Source organism: Actinoplanes sp. NPDC051494 (assembly GCF_044454705.1).
GTDB lineage: Bacteria > Actinomycetota > Actinomycetes > Mycobacteriales > Micromonosporaceae > Actinoplanes.
The window spans coordinates 991,082-1,008,191 of sequence record NZ_JBITDZ010000002.1; the positions used below are offsets into that span (position 1 = coordinate 991,082).

The 17,110-nt window shown below is 71.8% G+C and carries 21 protein-coding genes; 11 read left to right on the plus strand and 10 right to left on the minus strand.

Features of this window, described 5'->3' with window-relative positions; all coding sequences use genetic code 11:
* Positions 1–9 precede the first annotated feature (9 nt).
* The 4 genes from ACIA6A_RS11195 to ACIA6A_RS11210 are packed head-to-tail and all read left to right on the plus strand — an operon-like array spanning position 10 to position 2,416.
* Complete coding sequence (locus ACIA6A_RS11195) at positions 10–756, plus strand: DivIVA domain-containing protein (RefSeq protein ID WP_396097359.1); 747 nt, start codon at positions 10–12, stop codon at positions 754–756.
* Positions 753–1,250, plus strand: coding sequence for an SRPBCC family protein (locus tag ACIA6A_RS11200; RefSeq protein ID WP_396097360.1), 498 nt, complete (start codon positions 753–755; stop codon positions 1,248–1,250). Before ACIA6A_RS11195 ends, ACIA6A_RS11200 begins: the two co-directional genes overlap by 4 nt.
* Entirely contained in the window at positions 1,247–1,825 is a 579-nt protein-coding gene (locus ACIA6A_RS11205; RefSeq protein WP_396097361.1) for a DNA-3-methyladenine glycosylase I, read from the plus strand. The genes ACIA6A_RS11200 and ACIA6A_RS11205 overlap by 4 nt, the downstream gene beginning before the upstream one ends.
* 33 nt (positions 1,826–1,858) lie before the next feature.
* Complete coding sequence (locus ACIA6A_RS11210) at positions 1,859–2,416, plus strand: hypothetical protein (protein WP_396097362.1); 558 nt, start codon at positions 1,859–1,861, stop codon at positions 2,414–2,416.
* Positions 2,417–2,461: 45 nt separating this feature from the next.
* On the opposite strand, the gene ACIA6A_RS11215 is transcribed toward ACIA6A_RS11210, so the two are convergent.
* From ACIA6A_RS11215 to ACIA6A_RS11225, 3 genes are all read right to left on the minus strand, one after another.
* Positions 2,462–3,259, minus strand: a complete 798-nt coding sequence (locus ACIA6A_RS11215; RefSeq protein WP_396097363.1) for a serine protease — start codon at positions 3,257–3,259, stop codon at positions 2,462–2,464.
* A 100-nt stretch (positions 3,260–3,359) separates the two neighbouring features.
* Positions 3,360–4,148 carry an enoyl-CoA hydratase-related protein gene (locus tag ACIA6A_RS11220; RefSeq protein ID WP_396097364.1) on the minus strand — a complete coding sequence of 263 codons (789 nt, stop codon included), beginning with the start codon at positions 4,146–4,148 and terminating at the stop codon, positions 3,360–3,362.
* Positions 4,145–4,957, minus strand: a complete 813-nt coding sequence (locus tag ACIA6A_RS11225; protein ID WP_396097365.1) for a PaaX family transcriptional regulator C-terminal domain-containing protein — start codon at positions 4,955–4,957, stop codon at positions 4,145–4,147. The genes ACIA6A_RS11220 and ACIA6A_RS11225 overlap by 4 nt, the downstream gene beginning before the upstream one ends.
* Before the next feature lie 284 nt (positions 4,958–5,241).
* On the opposite strand from ACIA6A_RS11225, the gene ACIA6A_RS11230 reads away from it, so the two are divergent.
* Together ACIA6A_RS11230 and ACIA6A_RS11235 are read left to right on the plus strand one after the other, a co-directional pair.
* Positions 5,242–5,409, plus strand: a complete 168-nt coding sequence (locus ACIA6A_RS11230; protein WP_015625691.1) for a DUF3117 domain-containing protein — start codon at positions 5,242–5,244, stop codon at positions 5,407–5,409.
* A gap of 121 nt (positions 5,410–5,530) precedes the next feature.
* Entirely contained in the window at positions 5,531–6,895 is a 1,365-nt protein-coding gene (locus ACIA6A_RS11235; RefSeq protein WP_396097366.1) for a leucyl aminopeptidase family protein, read from the plus strand.
* On the opposite strand, the gene ACIA6A_RS11240 is transcribed toward ACIA6A_RS11235, so the two are convergent.
* Positions 6,885–7,493 (minus strand): O-methyltransferase, encoded by a 609-nt coding sequence (locus ACIA6A_RS11240; RefSeq protein ID WP_396097642.1) that lies wholly within the window; start codon positions 7,491–7,493, stop codon positions 6,885–6,887. The two genes, ACIA6A_RS11235 and ACIA6A_RS11240, sit on opposite strands and share 11 nt — an antisense overlap.
* Positions 7,494–7,779: 286 nt before the next feature.
* Here ACIA6A_RS11240 and ACIA6A_RS11245 point away from each other — a divergent pair, with 286 nt between their 5' ends.
* On the plus strand, positions 7,780–9,045 hold the full coding sequence (locus ACIA6A_RS11245; protein WP_396097367.1) for a S1C family serine protease: 1,266 nt from the start codon (positions 7,780–7,782) through the stop codon (positions 9,043–9,045).
* Positions 9,046–9,076: 31 nt separating this feature from the next.
* A complete protein-coding gene (locus tag ACIA6A_RS11250; RefSeq protein WP_396097368.1) occupies positions 9,077–9,496 on the plus strand; it encodes a preprotein translocase subunit TatB in 420 nt (139 codons plus the stop codon).
* On the opposite strand, the gene ACIA6A_RS11255 is transcribed toward ACIA6A_RS11250, so the two are convergent.
* From ACIA6A_RS11255 to ACIA6A_RS11265, 3 genes are read right to left on the minus strand one after another with little or no spacing between them, the layout of a single operon-like run.
* Entirely contained in the window at positions 9,497–10,645 is a 1,149-nt protein-coding gene (locus ACIA6A_RS11255) for an Mrp/NBP35 family ATP-binding protein (protein ID WP_396097369.1), read from the minus strand.
* A gap of 21 nt (positions 10,646–10,666) precedes the next feature.
* A complete protein-coding gene (locus ACIA6A_RS11260) occupies positions 10,667–11,209 on the minus strand; it encodes a DUF1003 domain-containing protein (protein ID WP_396097370.1) in 543 nt (180 codons plus the stop codon).
* Entirely contained in the window at positions 11,206–12,510 is a 1,305-nt protein-coding gene (locus ACIA6A_RS11265; RefSeq protein WP_396097371.1) for a magnesium transporter MgtE N-terminal domain-containing protein, read from the minus strand. The genes ACIA6A_RS11260 and ACIA6A_RS11265 overlap by 4 nt, the downstream gene beginning before the upstream one ends.
* Positions 12,511–12,576: 66 nt before the next feature.
* On the opposite strand from ACIA6A_RS11265, the gene ACIA6A_RS11270 reads away from it, so the two are divergent.
* Positions 12,577–13,455, plus strand: a complete 879-nt coding sequence (locus tag ACIA6A_RS11270) for a PhzF family phenazine biosynthesis protein (protein WP_396097372.1) — start codon at positions 12,577–12,579, stop codon at positions 13,453–13,455.
* 13 nt (positions 13,456–13,468) lie between these two features.
* On the opposite strand, the gene ACIA6A_RS11275 is transcribed toward ACIA6A_RS11270, so the two are convergent.
* Positions 13,469–13,966 (minus strand): hypothetical protein, encoded by a 498-nt coding sequence (locus ACIA6A_RS11275; RefSeq protein ID WP_396097373.1) that lies wholly within the window; start codon positions 13,964–13,966, stop codon positions 13,469–13,471.
* Positions 13,967–13,978: 12 nt separating this feature from the next.
* Positions 13,979–14,710, minus strand: a complete 732-nt coding sequence (locus tag ACIA6A_RS11280) for an HAD family hydrolase (RefSeq protein ID WP_396097374.1) — start codon at positions 14,708–14,710, stop codon at positions 13,979–13,981.
* A gap of 92 nt (positions 14,711–14,802) precedes the next feature.
* On the opposite strand from ACIA6A_RS11280, the gene ACIA6A_RS11285 reads away from it, so the two are divergent.
* Together ACIA6A_RS11285 and ACIA6A_RS11290 are read left to right on the plus strand one after the other, a co-directional pair.
* Positions 14,803–15,708 carry a DMT family transporter gene (locus tag ACIA6A_RS11285; RefSeq protein WP_396097375.1) on the plus strand — a complete coding sequence of 302 codons (906 nt, stop codon included), beginning with the start codon at positions 14,803–14,805 and terminating at the stop codon, positions 15,706–15,708.
* Positions 15,709–15,768: 60 nt separating this feature from the next.
* Complete coding sequence (locus ACIA6A_RS11290; RefSeq protein ID WP_396097376.1) at positions 15,769–16,419, plus strand: hypothetical protein; 651 nt, start codon at positions 15,769–15,771, stop codon at positions 16,417–16,419.
* A 122-nt stretch (positions 16,420–16,541) separates the two neighbouring features.
* On the opposite strand, the gene ACIA6A_RS11295 is transcribed toward ACIA6A_RS11290, so the two are convergent.
* Positions 16,542–16,988 carry a DUF4190 domain-containing protein gene (locus tag ACIA6A_RS11295; RefSeq protein ID WP_396097377.1) on the minus strand — a complete coding sequence of 149 codons (447 nt, stop codon included), beginning with the start codon at positions 16,986–16,988 and terminating at the stop codon, positions 16,542–16,544.
* Positions 16,989–17,110 lie beyond the last annotated feature (122 nt).

Here is a 17,110-nt window from a genome sequence, read left to right on the forward strand (position 1 = left end):
ATCGTGCCCATGGGTCAGCTTCTCCTCTTCGTTGTCGTAGCACTCGTGGTCGCGGCGATCGTCTTCGGCGTGACCGTGATGGTGAGCGGAGGAGACACCGGCCTGACGCCGGTCGAGCCCGACGGCAGGGCGTTGCCGCTGCCCAGCGACCGTCCCCTCGGCGAGGACGACATCTTCCGCACCCGCTTCGACACGGCGTTCCGCGGCTACCGGATGGCCCAGGTGGACCAGGCCCTGCAGCGGGCGGCCTACGACGTCGGCTACAAGGGCGAACTGATCGGCGTCCTGGAGGCCGAGGTCGCCGCCCTGCGCGAGGGCCGCACCGCCGACGCGGACGTCCTGCGCCGGGCCCGCGAGGCAGCGGTCGCACCCCCGGCCGTCGTCCAGCCGGCTGAGCTCCCGCCGGCCGAGCTCTCCCCGGCCGACCTCCCGCCGGCTGAGGCCGCCGCGGCTCCCGCACCAGCGACCAAAACAGCGACCGACGCCTCGGCGAGCGCGGCGGCGGCTCCGGTGACCGCGGCGGCAGCTCCGGCCTCGGATCCCGACTCGTCTTCCACGTCCGGTCCGTCCGGCCTGCCGGTGATTCCTCCGGCGGAGGACGAGCCGGCGGAGGACAAGCCGGTGGATGACAAGTTTGCGGAGCCCGTGCCGGGCGCACCCGGGACCGTCCCGGCCGAGGCGCCGGAGAAGGACGCGACCGCGAAGGGTGACGCGGCCGAGGGTGCCGGGGACAGCGAGCCGGTGGAACGTCGATGAATCAGCCCGGGCCGGCCGGCGGCGTCGGGGATGCCGCTCAGCCCGGTGTCGGTGAGGTCACCGCGACCGTGATCGTCAACGCGCCCGCGCCCCGGGTGTTCGCGGCGTTCATGGCGTGGGAGCGGCAGGGCGACTGGATCCCGCTGACCCGGGTCCGGGTGGTCGAGGGCGACGGCGGCGAGGGCAGCGTGATCGAGGCGGTCACCGGGCTCGGTCCGGCCGCGCTGCGCGACGAGTTCCGGGTGGTGCGGGTGGACGCGCCGTACGAGATCCGGGTGATGCACTGTGGCAAGGTCCTGCGTGGCCCGGGCTCGATGCGCTGCACCGCGATGGGCGGCGACCGGACCCAGGTGGTCATGCACGAGTGGTTCCACCTGCCCGGTGGCGCGGCCGGCAAGCTGGCGTGGCCGGTGTTGTGGCCCGGTTCGAAGCTGAGCCTCAAGGGTGCGCTCAAGAAGTTCGCCCGCCTGGTCGAAGAGGGCAAGCTGCCGTGACCCCCGACCCGGACCTGGTGGTCGGTGACGACGGCCGGGCCCGCTGCTTCTGGGGTGGCGGTTCGCCCGATTACCGCGCCTATCACGACGACGAGTGGGGTCGTCCGGTCCGGGGCGACGACGCGTTGTTCGAGCGGTTGTGTCTCGAGGCGTTCCAGTCGGGTCTGTCGTGGATCACGATCCTGCGCAAGCGTCCCGCGTTCCGGGCGGCGTTCGCCGGTTTCGAGATCGCGAAGGTCGCCGCGTTCGGCGCGGCCGACGCCGACCGGCTGATGGCCGACGCCGGCATCGTCCGCAACCGTATGAAGGTCGATGCGGCTCTCCACAACGCGAGGGTGGCAGCGGACCTACCCGTCGGCCTTTCCGAGCTTCTGTGGTCGTTTGCGCCCGCTTCCCGGCCCCGTCCGGCGACCCGGGCGGATGTCCCGGCGATCACTCCGGAGTCGACGGCGCTGGCCAAGAATCTGAAGAAGCGCGGTTTCAAGTTCGTGGGCCCCACGACGGCTTACGCGCTCATGCAGGCCACCGGCATGGTCGACGACCACGTGGCCGGGTGCTTCGTCCTCCCGGCGTGAGCCGGGCGCGGCGGCCGTGATGTCATAGTGCGCATGGCTCAGTGGGCGGTGATCATCCCGGCGGATCGGTGGGCGACCGAGCGGTTGTTCCATCACGACACCTTGACGGTGGCGGGGCTGGCCGGGGTCAAACCCGCGCCCGGCGACGAGGTGCTGTTGCTCGCCGGCGAGGACACGCCGCTGCTGGTGGGGCTCGGCATCGTGGCGGCCCAGGAGGCCTCGCGGCGGGGGGCGCACGGGATCCCCGAGGTCGACGTGGCGTACACCCGGCGGTCGTTCGACGCCCCGGTGCCGGCCGACGGGTTGACGTTCGACGACGCGGTCGCGGAGGTCGACGCGGAGCTGTTCCGCACCCTGGCGGCGAAGCTGGGCGGCGACGGCGACAAGCAGACCTGGCTGGTCAGCCTGGACCTGCCGATCGAGGCGGCGACCCCGGCCGAGGCGGTGCGCCAGTTCTGGTCGTACGTGCTGGAGCTCGGCCCGGCCGAGCTGCCCACGTTCGTCTCGCCGTCCGGTGACGAGCTGGCGATGCAGGCGTTCGTGCTGGGCGAGGAAGCCAATCTCGATCCCGAAGAGGACGAGGAAGACTGAAAAACGGGCCCCGGGGATCCCGGGGCCCGTTCTCGTGGGGAGCTGTCAGCCGCCGAGGCTGGTCGCCGCCGCGGCGATCGTCGAGGCGAAGTAGCTGACCTGGGTGTACACACCCGGCTTGTTCGGGCGGGCACAGCCGTCGCCCCAGCTCACGATGCCGACCTGGACCCAGGCGTTGGCGGCGTCGCGGCGGAACATCGGGCCGCCGGAGTCGCCCTGGCAGGTGTCCACGCCACCGGCGGTGTAACCGGCGCAGATCTCCTGCGCGGCGATGACCTCACCGCCGTACATCGCGGACGAGTTGCAGGTCGTGTCGCTGACGAACGGCACCGTGGCCTTGCGCAGGTAGCGCTGCTGGGCGCCGCCCTCGGTGGCCGCACCCCAGCCGGCGATGGTGAACGTGCCGGTGTCGTTGGCCGTCGTCGACGCGATCGGCAGGGTGGCCAGACCGGTCACCGGGCTGGCCAGGCGGATGAACGCCCAGTCCCGGCCCGAGCCGTTGTAGCCCGGGGCCCGGTAGACGTAGTTCGACTTGCGGGTGATCTTGCTGGTGGACTGCAGGTCCACCACACCCAAGGTGGCCGTGATCGACGTGTTGGTGCCGGTGGCACCGACGCAGTGTGCGGCGGTCAGCACCAGGTTCGGGCTGTACAGCGCGCCTCCGCAGCCCATCGAGAGCCGGACCATGAACGGGAACTCGCCCAGCGTGGCGGTGGTGCCGCCGACGACCTTGTCGGGACCCGCCGGCGCGGCCGCCGCGGGCGACCCCTGCCAGACGGTGCCCATGGCGGCGACCGTGAGTGCCGCCGCCACCGCGCCCAGAACCTTACGCAACCTGACCATCCAGACCTCCCCAGCGTGAACCGTTGGGGAGAGTCAAACATCGAGGACGGTAAATTCAACTATCCCGAACGGCTCATACCGCCGGGTGACGTCCGCGGGCTCAGCGGCCTTCGTAGACCGGCTTCTGCTTGGCGACGAACGCCGCGACCGCGTTGTGGTGGTCGGCCGTCGCGCCACAGATCGCCTGGGCCTGGGCTTCCGCCGCGAGCGCGTCCGAGAGTGATCCGGCCGTACCGATGGAGAGTTCGCGTTTGATCGCGGCGTAGGCCACCGTCGGCCCGGCGGCGAGCCGGGCGGCGAACTCCTGGGCGGTCGGCAGGACCTGCTCGTCGTCGTCCAGGAGCTGGGTCAGCAGCCCGTAGTCGAAGCACTCGCGGGCGCGCACCGGCTGGGCGAGCAGCAACAGCTCCAGGGCGCGGGCCCGGCCGACGATGTGCGGCAGCGACCAGGAGATGCCGCTGTCCCCGGCCAGGGCGACGTTCGCGAACGCCATCAGGAACGTGGTCCGCGGGCCGCCGATCCGGAAGTCGGCCAGCAGGGCCAGCGAGGCCCCGGCGCCGGCCGCGGTGCCCCGGACCGCGGCGACGACCGGCTTCGGCAGGCTCGCCAGGCGCTGCGCGATCGGGTTGTAGTGCGCCCGTACGGTGTCCAGCTCGGTCGATCCACCCGCGAGTACCTTCTCGTGCTCCCGGAGGTCCTGGCCCACGCAGAAGGCCTTTCCCGCGCCCGCCAGCACCACCGCCCGGACCGACCGGTCGCTCTCGATCTGCGCCAGGGTGTCGCGCAGTGCCTCCTTGAGGTCCACGTCGAGGGCGTTCATGGCTTCGGGGCGGTTGAGGGTCAGCGTGACGACGGCGTCGGTGCGGTCGACGAGCAGCGAGTCGGTCATGACTCCGAGAATCCCACACGCGCGCCGCGGGACGCGGCCACGAGGCACCGCTCGACGAACCGGTCGGCCTGAGGGCGCAGCCGGGTCGACTGCTTGTCGAAGAAGGTCGCGGCCGTCACGCCCGGCCAGCGCGGTGGCAATAGCGACGACGGCAGCAGCGGATCGCGGAACAGGAACGAGCGCCAGGCGTGCACGAGCTGGAAGCGGGCGGTGTACGCCTCCTCGTCCGAGCTGCGCGCGTTGATCATGGCCACGGCCGGGCGCTGCTCGGCGACGAACCGCTCGTAGGCCGTCGCGATCGCGGGGAGATCCCACGCCTGGGCGACCACGTCGGCGGCGCCCTTCGAGCCGGCCGCGTGACCGGCACTGAAGCGTTCGAAGGGCACGCCCGCCTCGGTCAGCACCGCGTCGATCCCGTCGCCGGGGCGGGCGGCTACCCAGGTGTGCTCGCCCAGCATCCCGTACCCCAGGAAGGTCAGCTTTTGTCCGTCTTGCCGGGAGAGTGGGAGCCTGAGGGTGATCAGGTCGAATCGTCCGTCCCAGCTGACGCGCCCGGTGCGATGGAGCCGGGCCGAAGCTTCGTCGAGTTGGCGGGCGGCTTTCGGGGTCAAAAGATAGCCGGGTCCGGACATCAGGCGCAGCGGGTGCAGCCATCCCTGGCGGACCATCCGGGAGACCGCGGTGCGCACCGCCGGCGCCGCGATTCCCAATGGGGCCAGCAGTTTTACCAGCGCCGAGACCGGTGCGCGGCCCCCTCGGGGACGGAGGTGGTCACCGTAGAGGTCGAAGAGTGCCGACCGCGCCTGCATGACCGCACATTGTGACAGCCGGAAAGAGGATATGCTAGACGCTGTCACATCAGCCCGGGCTGAGTTTGGGTTCGCCGGTGTTCATCAGGGAAAATGTTTGATCGGCACGGTGGGCCACGCCGCGTGACCTTGGGCGAGGCTCGCAACGGAACGACGTGCCGGCGTCGCCGTGGGGCTGAGCACGGGGGCGTTGACACCGAGCTGTAACAAGTTGCGTGCTGTTCGAAGTGCAAGTGGCTGTGGGGTAACCCACCGACCCTGATGTAGGTCTGAGGGGAGACAAGATGGCGGCGATGAAGCCGCGGACGGGCGATGGTCCGCTGGAGGTCACCAAGGAAGGGCGCGGCATCGTCATGCGCGTCCCGCTGGAGGGTGGTGGCCGTCTCGTCGTTGAGATGACTCCGGACGAGGCCAACGCGCTGGGTGACGCGTTGAAGGCGATCGCCGGCTGACGTTTCACGTGGCCCGCCGGTACGGTACCTGCCGCACCGGCGGGCTTTCCATTGCTCTGGGAAAGGTCATCCTCCAGTGTTCGCGATTCGCCTGGTAGAAGCGCCAGGAGCTGGGACGCACGTGCTCCCGGCTGACAGTTCCGGCGTGCTGGCCGGCGGCGACGACGAGACCGCGGAGCTGTTCCGCGGCGCTGACGAGCCGGGTCGCGCCGGTGCGGTGCAGGTCCTGCCGCGCCCGCTGCGGATCCCCGCGCGGATCGTGATCGCCGGGGTCGGTGCCGCCGACGAGGCCGGCTGGCGCTCCGCCGGTGCCGCCGCGGTGCGGGCCGTGCCGGTCACCGAACCCCTGAACATCCTGCTGCCCGACGGGGTCGCGCCGGACGCCGTCCGCGGCCTCGCCGAGGGCGTCTGGCTCGCGGCCTACCGGTTCCGCGACGCCGTCGAAGGCCCCCGGTCCGTCGAGGTCACGCTGCAGACCTCCACCCCCGGGACGTACCACGCGAGCCTCGCCGCCGCACGGGTGACCGCCGCCGCGACCTGGCTGGCCCGCGACCTCACCAACATGCCCGCCTCGGTGAAGAACCCGGTCTGGTTCGCCGATCAGGTCGTCGCCGAGGCCGCGACACGCCCGGGCGTGTCCGTGCTGGTGCGCGAGCCGGAACAACTCCGTGCGGAGGGCTTCGGCGGGCTCCTGGCCGTCGGTGGCGGCTCCGCGAGCCCGCCGCGGCTGGTCGAGCTGAGCTGGCGGCCGGAGCGCGCCACCCGGCACATCGTGCTGGTCGGCAAAGGCATCACGTTCGACACCGGCGGCCTGTCGATCAAGGGCCGGACCGGCATGGCGCTGATGAAGAAGGACATGGGCGGCGCGGCGGCGATCATCGCGGCCACGCTGGCCGCGGCCGACCTGAATCTTCCGGTACGCATCACCGCGCTCACGCCGCTCGCCGAGAACATGGTCAGCGGCTCGGCCTACCGGCCCGGTGACGTGATCACCCAGTGGGACGGCACGACCACCGAGACCACGAACTCCGACGCCGAGGGGCGGCTGGTCCTCGCCGACGTCCTGGCGTTCGCGGTGGCCCGGCTGGAGCCCGACGTGGTGATCGACCTGGCCACCCTCACCGGGGCCAACGCGGTCGCCCTGGGCAAGCGCACCGCGGCGTTGTACACCCACGACGACGCGCTGGCGCAAGCCCTGGAGCAGGCCGGTGCGGCGGCCGGCGAGCGGATGTGGCGGCTGCCGCTGCCCGAGGACTACGTCGAATACCTGCACAGCGACATCGCCGACCGGCACAGCTCGCCGGCGATGGGCGCGGGCTCGGTCGTCGCGGCGCTGTTCCTCGGCGAGTTCCTGGGCGATCGGGTCGAGAGCTGGGCCCACCTGGACATGTCCGCGCCGAGCTGGGCCGAGAAGCACGAGTCGGACCTGGTCAAGGGCGCCACCGGCTGGGGCGTGCGGACCCTGGTCCGTTACCTCAGCGCTTGACCGCCGCGAGCAGGCCGGAGCCGGCCGGGATGAGCGCGGGGATCCACTCGTCGGACTCCCGGACCGCCTTGACCGTCTCGCGGATCGTGATGGTGTCGACGTCGCGGGCCGCCGGGTCGCTGATCCGGCCGCCCGCGAGCGCGCCGTTGACGATCAGCACCCCGCCGCGGCGCAGCAGGCGCAGCGCGGCCTCGGCGCACGCCCCGAACTCGGTGGCGTCCGCGTCGACGAAGACCAGGTCGTAGACGCCGTCGGCGAGCCGGGGGAGCACGTCCAGCGCGCGACCGGTGATGATCCGGGTCCGGGACGGGACGAAACCCGCCTCCTGGAAGATCCGCCGGGCGATGCGCTGGTGCTCGTTCTCGACATCGATCGTGGTGAGCACACCGTCGGGGCGCATGCCGCGCAGCAGCCAGACGCCGCTGACGCCGGTGCCGGTGCCGATCTCGACCACGGCCTTGGCGCTGCCCGCGGCGGCCAGCAGGCTCAGCACGGATCCCGCGCCGGGGGTGACGGCGGTCAGGCCGACCTCCTGGGCCAGGCTGCGGGCGGTCTGGAGCACGACGTCCTCGGCCGCGTACGCCTCGGTGAACTGGATCGACTGTGTGGTGGGGTTGCCGAGCTGGCGGGCTGCGGTGACGATGACGACCTCCGTGCTCAAGGGACGCGCGGACCAGAACCGGTGCACATCGGGTATGAGCGTAGAGCGATGCTCACCCTTCGCGCATCGGGACTTGGCACCCGGAAAGCGACGGGCGGACCGTCGAGGCGCCCACTGAGCGGATGACCGCCACCGATCCGTGTCATCCTGGAGGCTGATCCGGCCCGCGGCGGAAAACCCGATGCAGCCCCGGTGAGAGCTGACGACGAGTGGAGGCCCCGACGTGACCGACGGCTGGAACTGGCGCCAGCCCCAGACGCCGCCGGCCGCGCCGCCCCCGGCGTCGCAAGGTTCGCCCTGGTGGTCCGATGCCCTGTCCGACCCGTGGCGCGATCCGTACGCGCCCTCCGCGGTGGTCGTGCCGAGCGCCCCGGCGAGCACCGGCCCGGCTCCCGAGCCGGTCACGGACCCGGACGCGCCCCGTCGCCCGTACGCTCCGATCCTGGCGATCTGCCTGGTCACGGCGTTACTGGCGGGTGCTCTGGGTGGCACGCTGGGCTATCTGTTCGCGACCCGCAGCGGTGCCGGTGGCGGTAGCCCGCTCGGTGGCACCCCGCTCGCGGCCCCCAGCCTGGCGCAGCGGGCCCCGGATTCGTTCGCCGCCGTGGCCGCCCAGGTGGCGCCCAGCGTGGTCACCGTGCGGGTCTCGGGAGCCATCGGTTCCGGGTTCGTGGTCAGCCCGCAGGGTTACGTGATCACCAACGATCACGTCGTCGAGGGGGCCGACGACACCATGTCGGTGTCTTTCAGTGACGGTTCCTCGGCCCCCGCGAAGCTCGTCGGACGGGCCCCGGAGTCCGATATCGCCGTGATCAAAGTCTCCAAGACCAACCTCACACCGATGCAGTTCGGCGACTCCGACGCGATCGCGGTCGGTGATCCGGTGCTCGCTTTCGGTTCCCCGCTGGCCCTGGTGAACACCGTGACACAGGGCATCGTCAGCGCCCTCGACCGGACGATGGAGTCCGGCGAGGCCGGCGGCACCACCCGCTACTACGCGGCCATCCAGACCGACGCGGCGGTCAACCAGGGCAACTCCGGCGGCCCGCTGGTCGACGCCGCGGGCCGGGTCATCGGGGTCAACTCGGTGATCCGGTCGATCGGTGGCAGCGAGGCGGGCGCGGGCAACATCGGCCTCGCGTTCGCCATCCCGTTCAACCAGGCCCGGCGGATCGCCGAGGACATCATCGACACCGGTAAGGCCCGGCGTACCGTGATCGGTGCCGAGGTCTCCATGAACGGCTCCACGGGCTCCAGCGGTGGTTCCGGTGCCCGGCTGCGCGCGGTCGAGCCGGCCGGTCCGGCCGCGGTCGCGGGGTTGAAGTCCGGCGACGTGGTGACGAAGCTGGACGGGCATCCGCTCGAGGACGGCATCGACCTGGTCGCGCTCGTCCGCAAGTACGCACCGGGCTCGACCATCTCGGTGGAATACCGCCGGGGCACGAACACACAGACAGCGTCAGTAACCTTGGCAGCCGACGCGAACTGAGAAGCCCGTACGGGCAGGGGAGGCAGCCGCCATGTTCGAGAATCTGAACTGGTGGGAGATCGGGGCGCTGCTGATGCTCGCCCTGTTGATCTTCGGCGAGCGGCTGCCCAAGGTCATCGGTGACGGCCTGCGCATGCTGCGTGGCCTGCGCAACATGGCCCAGAACGCCACCACGGACCTGAGCCGCGAGCTGGGCACCGACATCCAGCTGCAGGATCTGCACCCGAAGGCGTTCATCCGCAAGCATCTGCTGTCGGAGGACGACGAGGCCGCGCTGCGTCAGCCGCTGCAGAGCCTGTTCAACGACGTCAAGACCGACCTGAACGGGGTCAAGAACGACCTCAGCAGCGTCAAGACCAACCTGAGCGAGGCGACCGCGCCGAAGGCCCGGCCGGCCGCCCCGGCACCGGAGAAGCCGGCCATCGCGGCCTTCGACGCGGATGCGACCTGATCAGCGCTTGGTGGTGACCATGAGGCCCAGCGGCTTGCCGACCAGGGACTCCCGGCGGACGGCGAGCCGGTCGGCGACCGCGTCGAGAGCGAGCGCGGCCGGGGCCGACGGGTCGGCGAGCACGATCGGTGTCCCGGCGTCGCCGGCCTCGCGGACCCGGGTGTCGAGCGGGATCTGACCCAGCAGGGGCACCGAGGCGCCGACCGTCTTGGTCAGCGAGTCGGCGACCTGCTGGCCGCCGCCCGAGCCGAAGACCTCCATGCGGGAGCCGTCGGGCATCTCGAGCCAGCTCATGTTCTCCACGACGCCGACCAGGCGCTGGTGGGTCTGCAGGGCGATCGCCCCGGCCCGCTCGGCCACCTCGGCGGCCGCGGCCTGGGGCGTGGTGACCACCAGGATCTCGGCGTTGGGCAGGAGCTGGGCCAGCGAGATGGCCACGTCGCCGGTGCCCGGCGGGAGGTCGAGCAGCAGCACGTCCAGGTCGCCCCAGAAGACGTCGGCCAGGAACTGCTGCAGCGCGCGGTGCAGCATCGGGCCACGCCAAACGACCGCCGCGTTGCCCGAGGTGAACATGCCGATCGAGATGACCTTCACGCCATGCGACTGCGGCGGCATGATCATTTCTTCGACCCGGGTGGGGCGGCCGTCGACGCCGAGCATGCGGGGCACCGAGTGGCCGTAGATGTCCGCGTCGACCACGCCGACGGAGAGGCCGCGCTTGGCCAGCGAGGCGGCCAGGTTGACCGTGACGCTGGACTTGCCGACGCCGCCCTTGCCGCTGGCCACCGCGTACACCCGGGTCTTGGAACCGGGCTGGGCGAACGGGATGACCGGCTCGGAGCTCTCGCCGCCGCCGCGCAGCTGGACCTGCAGGGCCTTGCGTTGCTCCTCGGTCATCACGCCGAAGTCGATGTCGACCGCGTCGATGCCCGGGATGCGGGTCAGCGCGGCGGTGATGTCGGTGGTGAGCTTGTCGCGCAGCGGGCAGCCGGCCACGGTGAGCAGCAGCTCGACGGTGACCTTCCCGGCGGTGACGGTGAAGCCCTTGACCATCCCGAGTTCGGTGATCGGCTTGCGGATCTCGGGGTCGTCGACCGTGGCGAGGGCAGCCTGAATCGCGTCCTCGATGGTGGTGGCGGGAGCGGACATGCCTAACAGACTACGTCGCTGTCAGGAGTGGTCCTCCTCCCACTCCTTGCGGTCCAGCTTCTGCCTGCGAGCGGCCGCTTCGTCCAGTTCGTCGGCCAGCCGGGCCAGCTCGGAGCGCAGGAAATCGCGGGTCGCGACCTCGCCCAGGGCGATCCGCAACGAGGCGATCTCCCGGGCCAGATACTCCGTGTCGGCCTTCTGCAGCGCGGCCCGGCGCCGGTCCTCGTCCATCGCCAGCCGGTCCCGGTCGGTCTGCCTGTTCTGCGCGAGCAGGATCAGCGGCGCCGCGTACGACGCCTGCAGGGACAGGATCAACGTCAGGAACGTGAATGTGTACGGGTCGAAGCGCAGGTCCTTCGGCACCAGCGTGTTCCACAGGAACCACGCCGCGATGACGATCGTCATGTACACGATGAACTTGGCCGTACCCATGTAGCGGGCGATGTTCTCCGACCACTGGCCGAACGCCTCCGGGTCGAAGCGGGGCAGCCGGACCCGGCCCGGCTCCACCGGCTGGTCCAGGCGGTCCAGCCGTTCCAGGCGCTCCCTGCGCAGCTCGGTCATCGCTCGGCCCCCGGGAGGATCTCGGCCGGTTCCCCGTCGTCGTCGCCGGCCACATCACGGTCCCGCCAGTCCCGCGGCAGCGAATGGTCCAGCACGTCGTCGACCGTCACCGCCCCGACCAGCCGGTTGGAGCTGTCCACCACCGGCATCGCCACCATGTCGTACGTCGCCATCCGCCTGGTGATCTCGGTCAGCCCGGTCTGCGGGCGCAACGGGTCGAGGTCGGTCTCGAGCAGCCCGCCGAGGATCGCGGCGGGCGGCTCACGCAACAGTCGCTGGAAGTGCACCATGCCGAGGTATTTCCCACTCGGTGTCGCGGAAGGCGCCCGGGCCACGAAAACCTGCGCCGCGACGACCGGCGAGAGATCGGGCTCGCGGATCCGGGCCAGCGCCTCGGCCACCGTGGTGTCCGGGGTGAGGATCACCGGTTCCGAGGTCATGACCGAGCCGGCCGTCCCGGGTGTGTAGCTCATCAGCTGCCGGATCGGCGCCGCCTCCTCGGGCTCCATGAGGTCCAGCAGGATCGCCTGTTCCGCCTTGGGCAGCTCGGCGAGCAGGTCGGCGGCGTCGTCCGGGTCCATTCGCTCCAGCACGTCCGCGGCACGCTCGCGGTCCAGCTGGATCAGGATCTCCACCTGGTCGTGCTCGGGCAGCTCCTCGAGCACGTCGGCCAGCGTACGGTCGCTCAGCGCCGCGGCCACCTCGTTGCGCCGCGCGTCCGGCAGGTCCTGCAGGGCGTTCGCCATGTCGGCCGGGCGCATCTGCTCCAGCAGCGCGACCAGATTGGCGTTGCCCTGGGTGTCGGTCGGCCCGACCAGGCCCTTCACCCGCTCGTAGTCGACCTGGTAGGTGTGCCCCCGGCGGGTCAGCCGGCCGGTGTGCTGCCGCACGGCTACCCGGGTGACCAGGTACTCGTTGTTGCGGTTGAGCTCCATCCCCAGGTCGACGACGATGGCGGCCTTGCCCGGCCCCTGCCCGTCCTCCGGCTCGACGGTCACCCGCCGGTCCAGCAGGTCCTCCAGCACCAGCAGCTCGTTGGGCCGCTTCTCGAACCGGCGCAGGTTGAGCATGCCGGTGCCGAGCACGACCGCCTCGGCGTCCATCTGGGTCACCCGCCCGATCGGCAGGAAGATCCGCCGGCGTAACGCCATCTCGGCGACCAGCCCGACCACCTGTGGCGGCCGGTTCGTGGTGCGCAGCCTGACAACCCCGTCGCGAACCCGGCCCACCCGGTCGCCGTTGGGGTCGAAAACGGGCAGCGCGGCGAGCCGCGCCAGATAAACCCTCGTCCCCATGGTCACGAAGTAAGCCTAGGCCCTGCCCCGCCGGTGCCGCCCGGGTGACGAGACCTGGGTTAGCGTCGGGGCATGTCGACGCTGGCGTACGAGATCGTGGATGTCTTCACCGACCGGCCGTTCGCGGGCAACCCGCTGGCGGTCGTGTTCGGGGCCGAGGCCCTGGCCGGGGACCAGATGCAGGCGCTGGCGCGGGAGTTCAACCTCTCGGAGACGGTGTTCGTGCTGCCGCCGTCCGACATCCAGGCCACCTACCGGGCCCGGATCTTCACCCCGGAGTCCGAGCTGCCGTTCGCCGGTCACCCCAGCGTCGGCGCGGCGGTGACCTCGGTACGCCGTGGGCTGGCCGCCGCCGGCAAGGTCATCCAGGAATGCGGCGCCGGCCTGCTCCCGATCGTGGTCTCGGAGACCGGATCGGCGACCCTGACCGGCGGCACCCCGACCCTCGGTGAGCCCCTCGACCCGGCCGTCCTGCTGGACGTGACCGGGCTGGCCGGCGATGACTACGCGGGGCTGACCGCCACCCCGTCGAGGGCCGGCTGCGGCCTGGAGTTCGTGTTCCTCCCGGTCGAGCGCCGCGCCCTGGACCGCGCCTGGGCGGATCCGGCCCGCTCCGCCGCCGCGGGCGTCGACCAGATCGACGTCTTCGCCTGGGACCCGGGCACGCGTACGGCATATGCCCGGGTCTTCTGTCCCGGCCTGGCCGTCCCGGAGGACCCGGCCACCGGCTCGGCGGCGCTCGGGCTGGGCGTCTGGCTGGTCGCCAACGGCTGGCTCCCACCCGACGGCACCGCGGACTACACCGTCCACCAGGGCCTCGAGATGCATCGTCCCTCGGTGCTGACCTGCACGGTCACCGCCCGCTCCGGCGTCGCCACCACGGCCACCGTCGCGGGTCACGTGGTGCCGATCGCCAAGGGAGAGATCACCGTTCCGCCGTTCATCGGCTGACCGCCGCCCGGCTTCAGCGGCGTTTGCGGACCCGGTGCAGGCGGAAGGGGCGGCGGACCTCGACCCGGGCCGGCGTCTCGCGGACCGGGGCCGCCCCGGCGTCGTCCGGCAGGTGCGGCGCGGCCACCGGCTCGGTGTCGGCCGGGGTCAGCCGCACCACCGCGCAGTCGGTCCTCGCCCAGCGCGCCACCTGCTCCTCGACGGTGCCGGACGCGTTGAGCCGCTTGGCCGCGAGCTGCGGCGCGACCTCGCTCCAGACCTCGCCGCCCGGGGTGATCCGCTCCACCGCCATGTCCAGGGCCAGGATCAGCCCGCCGGTGTCGCCCCGCAGCCGGACCTGGGCCGTCGCGGCCCCGGCCAGCCCGGGAGCGGCCTGTTCCCCGGGCCCGGACAGCACGATCAACGCACCGCCGAGCGGCAGGACCCACAATCCCTGGGCCGGCCCGCCGTCGGCGCTGACCCACGCGATGCCTGCCTTCTTGATCGCCTCGGCCACCAGCTCCGTCGTCACCGGACCATCCTGTCAGCCCGGGCCGCTCCCGTCAGCACGGACCGTTCCCGTCAGGGCGGGCGCCGGGTCGACGAGGTCGAGGACCGCGGTGAGCGAGCGGATGCTGCGCCCGGCGAAGTCGTCGTCGCGGTTGAAGACCAGGTGGTCGGCCAGGTCGGGGGCGTCGAGGCGGACCGCGGTCATGCCCACCGCGGCCGCCCCGGTCAGTTCGCGGCTGCCGCCGTCGCCGATGTAGAGGCAGTCCTCCGGTGCCACCCGGAGCCGCCAGCAGGCCTCGAGGTAGATCATCGGATCCGGTTTGCAGCGGCCCACCTCGACCGAGAAGACGCTGACGTCGAGCAGGTCGGCGATCGGCATGCTGGGCAGGAAGGCCGGGAGCTCGTGGGTGCAGTCGCTGATCAGCGCCGTCCGCAGCCCGCGGTGCTTGAGGGCGCGTAGCACGGGCTCCGCGTCCGGGCGCAGCTCGGTGTCGGCCCGCAGGGCGTCGACCCGGGCCGGCACCGCGGCCCGCAGCTGGGCCTGGCGTGGGCTGCCGCCGGCCTGCTCGGTGACCCATCGTAGGGTGGCCTCGGCCGAGCCGAGCTGGCCCCGGGCCCGGACCTGGAACGTGCGGTCGAGGACGTTGAGGACCGCGTCCGGGTCACAGCCGAGGGCTCGGGCGATGTCGGCATGCTGCGGGCCGCGCTGGACCGAACGGGTCAGCGTGCCGAAGAAGTCGAACAGCACCGCTTGGTACGCGGGCATCAGCGGATCACCCTCCAGGGGCATTGACCTATGAGTATTCGTCCCGAGCGTAGCGACACCCTCACTTTCCGCTCAACTTAGGTCGGCAAACTGTGCGCATACCTCTCACTACGGCCGCCCTGGTGGTCGCCGTCCTGGCGGTCTCCTCGTCAGCACCGCTGATCGCGTTCGCCGCGGCCCCGGCTCTCGCGGTGGCGTTCTGGCGCAACGGGCTCGCGTTCGCGGCGCTCACCCCGATCAGCGCCGGGCCGCGGCGGGCCGAGGTCAAGGCTCTGCCGGGTACGGGCGGCCTGTTCTGCGTCCTCGCCGGCGTAGCGCTCGCCGTGCACTTCGCCACCTGGATGCCGGCCGTGCAGCTCGGCTCCGTGGCCACCGCGACCGCGCTGGTCGCGACCCAGCCGGTGTGGCAGGGGCTGCTGGCCGCGATGATCCGGCTCCGCAATCCGCTGGCCGCCCCGGGCCCGTCCCGGCTGGGCTGGGCCGGCATCGCGCTCGCGGTGGCCGGGGTGGCGTGGGCGACCGGTGCCGACGCCGGGGTCTCCGCGCAGGCCGTGCTGGCCGACGCGCTGGCCCTGATCGGGGCGGTGGCGGCGGCGGTGTACACGGCGTTCGGGGAGCGGGCGCGCGTGCGGATCAGCACCACCACGTACACCTGGGTCTGTTATGGCACCTGTGCGGTCCTGCTCCTGATCGTCTGCCTGGTCGCCGGTGTGCCGCTGACCGGGTTCGACGGGCAGACCTGGGCGGCCATCCTGGCGATCGTGGTGGGGGCGCAGCTGCTCGGGCACTCGATGTTCAACTACGCGCTCGAACGGGTCCCGGCCACCACCGTCAGCGTCCTGATCCTGCTGGAGGTGCCCGGCGCCGCTCTGCTGGCGTGGCTGTGGCTCGGCCAGACCGTCCGGGCGGCGGCATTGCCCGGACTGGCCGTACTCGTCGCCGGTGTCGCGGTCGTGATCCTCGCCGGCGCGCGTACCCGATCGGATGCGCCTGTCTGACCCGCCGCTTCGTTGAACGTTGGCAAACGTTCGATGAGCAGGGTAGAGAGGAGGCATGAGATGCGCTTCTTTCGATGCCTGCCTTCTCGGTGCCGGCTGGGCTGCCTCGCGCTCGGGATGGTGCTCGTGACCGGTTCGTGCGGGGAACCCGAGGTGACGGTGCCCGGGATCATCGGCGGCTGGACCACGGCGGGCTGCGAATTCTCGCGCACCCCGGAGACCGAGGTCATCGGCGGCCGCACGTGGCCGGTCACCCCCACGGCTCTGGAAGCGGCCATCGGGCGCATCGACAAGGGCGGTCGCACCGAGCATCCGGCCAGCTACGCGGGGATCGAGGTCGACCAGCAGCGGGTCCGTGCCGTCGTGTTCCGCGTCCCGTCCGCCCCGTTCGACGAATTCATCCGCAACGCCGCCCAGGACACCTGCGTCTTCGTCCGCGACGCGCCGTACGGCCTGACCGAGCTGACCGGCTGGCACGACCGGGTCCTGGCCGACCTGGCCGCCTGGAAGGCCCGCGGGGTCCTCATCGCGACCATCTCGGCCCGGCACGACGGCGCGGGCGTCGAGATCGGCACCCCCGACGTCGACCGGGCCCGCGACGCCCTGCCCCGGCAGTACGGCCGCCGGGCACCGCTGATCGTCATCGAGGAAGGCCCGGTGCACCCGCTCCCCGGCACCGGCATTCCCACCGTCCCCCCACCCGGCGGCTGAGCGCCACCTCGACCGGGTCTCCCGCGACGATCCGAGTCGGCGGCTGGGCCCACTTCGGCTGGGCCCACTTCGGCTGGGCCCACCTCGGCTGGGTTTCCCGAGGCGGCCTGGGCCGGCGGCGGTCAGTATCGGCTGGAGCTGCCGACGTCGGCGAAGAGGACCACGGCGAAGAAGATCGCGCCGAGCAGGCCGAGGCCCGCGATGATCCAGCCGACGATGATGCCCGCCAGCGCCATGCCCTCGCCCTGCGCGCCGGTGGTCCGGATCCGCCGGCGGGCCACATGACCCAGCACGGCGCCCACGACACCGAGCAGACCGCCGATCGACCAGGCACACAACCCGAGGACCGAGACGCAGGAGACCACGAGCGAGGCGATCGCCAGGCCTTCGGTCGGTCTGCGGACCCCGGGGTACGGCGAATGGGCGTACGGACTGCCCGCATAGCCGTAGTCGTAGGGCTGCTGAGACGCGTACGGATTCTGCGGCTGAACCGGATAGCCGTTCTGAACCGGGTAGACCGGTGGTTGGTAGGCCTGGACCGGCGGGTCGTCCGGCGGTGGGTAGGTCAACGTCCTGCCTCCATCCGGCGCGATCGTGTGCCGCCAAGAGTAGAAGGCCATGTCACTGCCGCGTAGCCCCGTTACGGCTCTGAGGCCTGCCCGTCGTGGTATTGCGGCGGACGGCTCCCGGC

Excerpts from the sequence above, each read along its gene's own strand:
- ACIA6A_RS11195 (WP_396097359.1), top strand. The coding sequence starts at position 10 with ATGGGTCAGCTTCTCCTCTTCGTTGTCGTAGCACTCGTGGTCGCGGCG.
- ACIA6A_RS11200 (WP_396097360.1), top strand. The coding sequence starts at position 753 with ATGAATCAGCCCGGGCCGGCCGGCGGCGTCGGGGATGCCGCTCAGCCC.
- ACIA6A_RS11210 (WP_396097362.1), top strand. The coding sequence starts at position 1,859 with ATGGCTCAGTGGGCGGTGATCATCCCGGCGGATCGGTGGGCGACCGAG.
- ACIA6A_RS11215 (WP_396097363.1), bottom strand. The coding sequence starts at position 3,259 with ATGGTCAGGTTGCGTAAGGTTCTGGGCGCGGTGGCGGCGGCACTCACG.
- ACIA6A_RS11220 (WP_396097364.1), bottom strand. The coding sequence starts at position 4,148 with ATGACCGACTCGCTGCTCGTCGACCGCACCGACGCCGTCGTCACGCTG.
- ACIA6A_RS11225 (WP_396097365.1), bottom strand. The coding sequence starts at position 4,957 with ATGCAGGCGCGGTCGGCACTCTTCGACCTCTACGGTGACCACCTCCGT.
- ACIA6A_RS11230 (WP_015625691.1), top strand. The coding sequence starts at position 5,242 with ATGGCGGCGATGAAGCCGCGGACGGGCGATGGTCCGCTGGAGGTCACC.
- ACIA6A_RS11250 (WP_396097368.1), top strand. The coding sequence starts at position 9,077 with ATGTTCGAGAATCTGAACTGGTGGGAGATCGGGGCGCTGCTGATGCTC.
- ACIA6A_RS11255 (WP_396097369.1), bottom strand. The coding sequence starts at position 10,645 with ATGTCCGCTCCCGCCACCACCATCGAGGACGCGATTCAGGCTGCCCTC.
- ACIA6A_RS11260 (WP_396097370.1), bottom strand. The coding sequence starts at position 11,209 with ATGACCGAGCTGCGCAGGGAGCGCCTGGAACGGCTGGACCGCCTGGAC.
- ACIA6A_RS11270 (WP_396097372.1), top strand. The coding sequence starts at position 12,577 with ATGTCGACGCTGGCGTACGAGATCGTGGATGTCTTCACCGACCGGCCG.
- ACIA6A_RS11280 (WP_396097374.1), bottom strand. The coding sequence starts at position 14,710 with ATGCCCGCGTACCAAGCGGTGCTGTTCGACTTCTTCGGCACGCTGACC.
- ACIA6A_RS11290 (WP_396097376.1), top strand. The coding sequence starts at position 15,769 with ATGCGCTTCTTTCGATGCCTGCCTTCTCGGTGCCGGCTGGGCTGCCTC.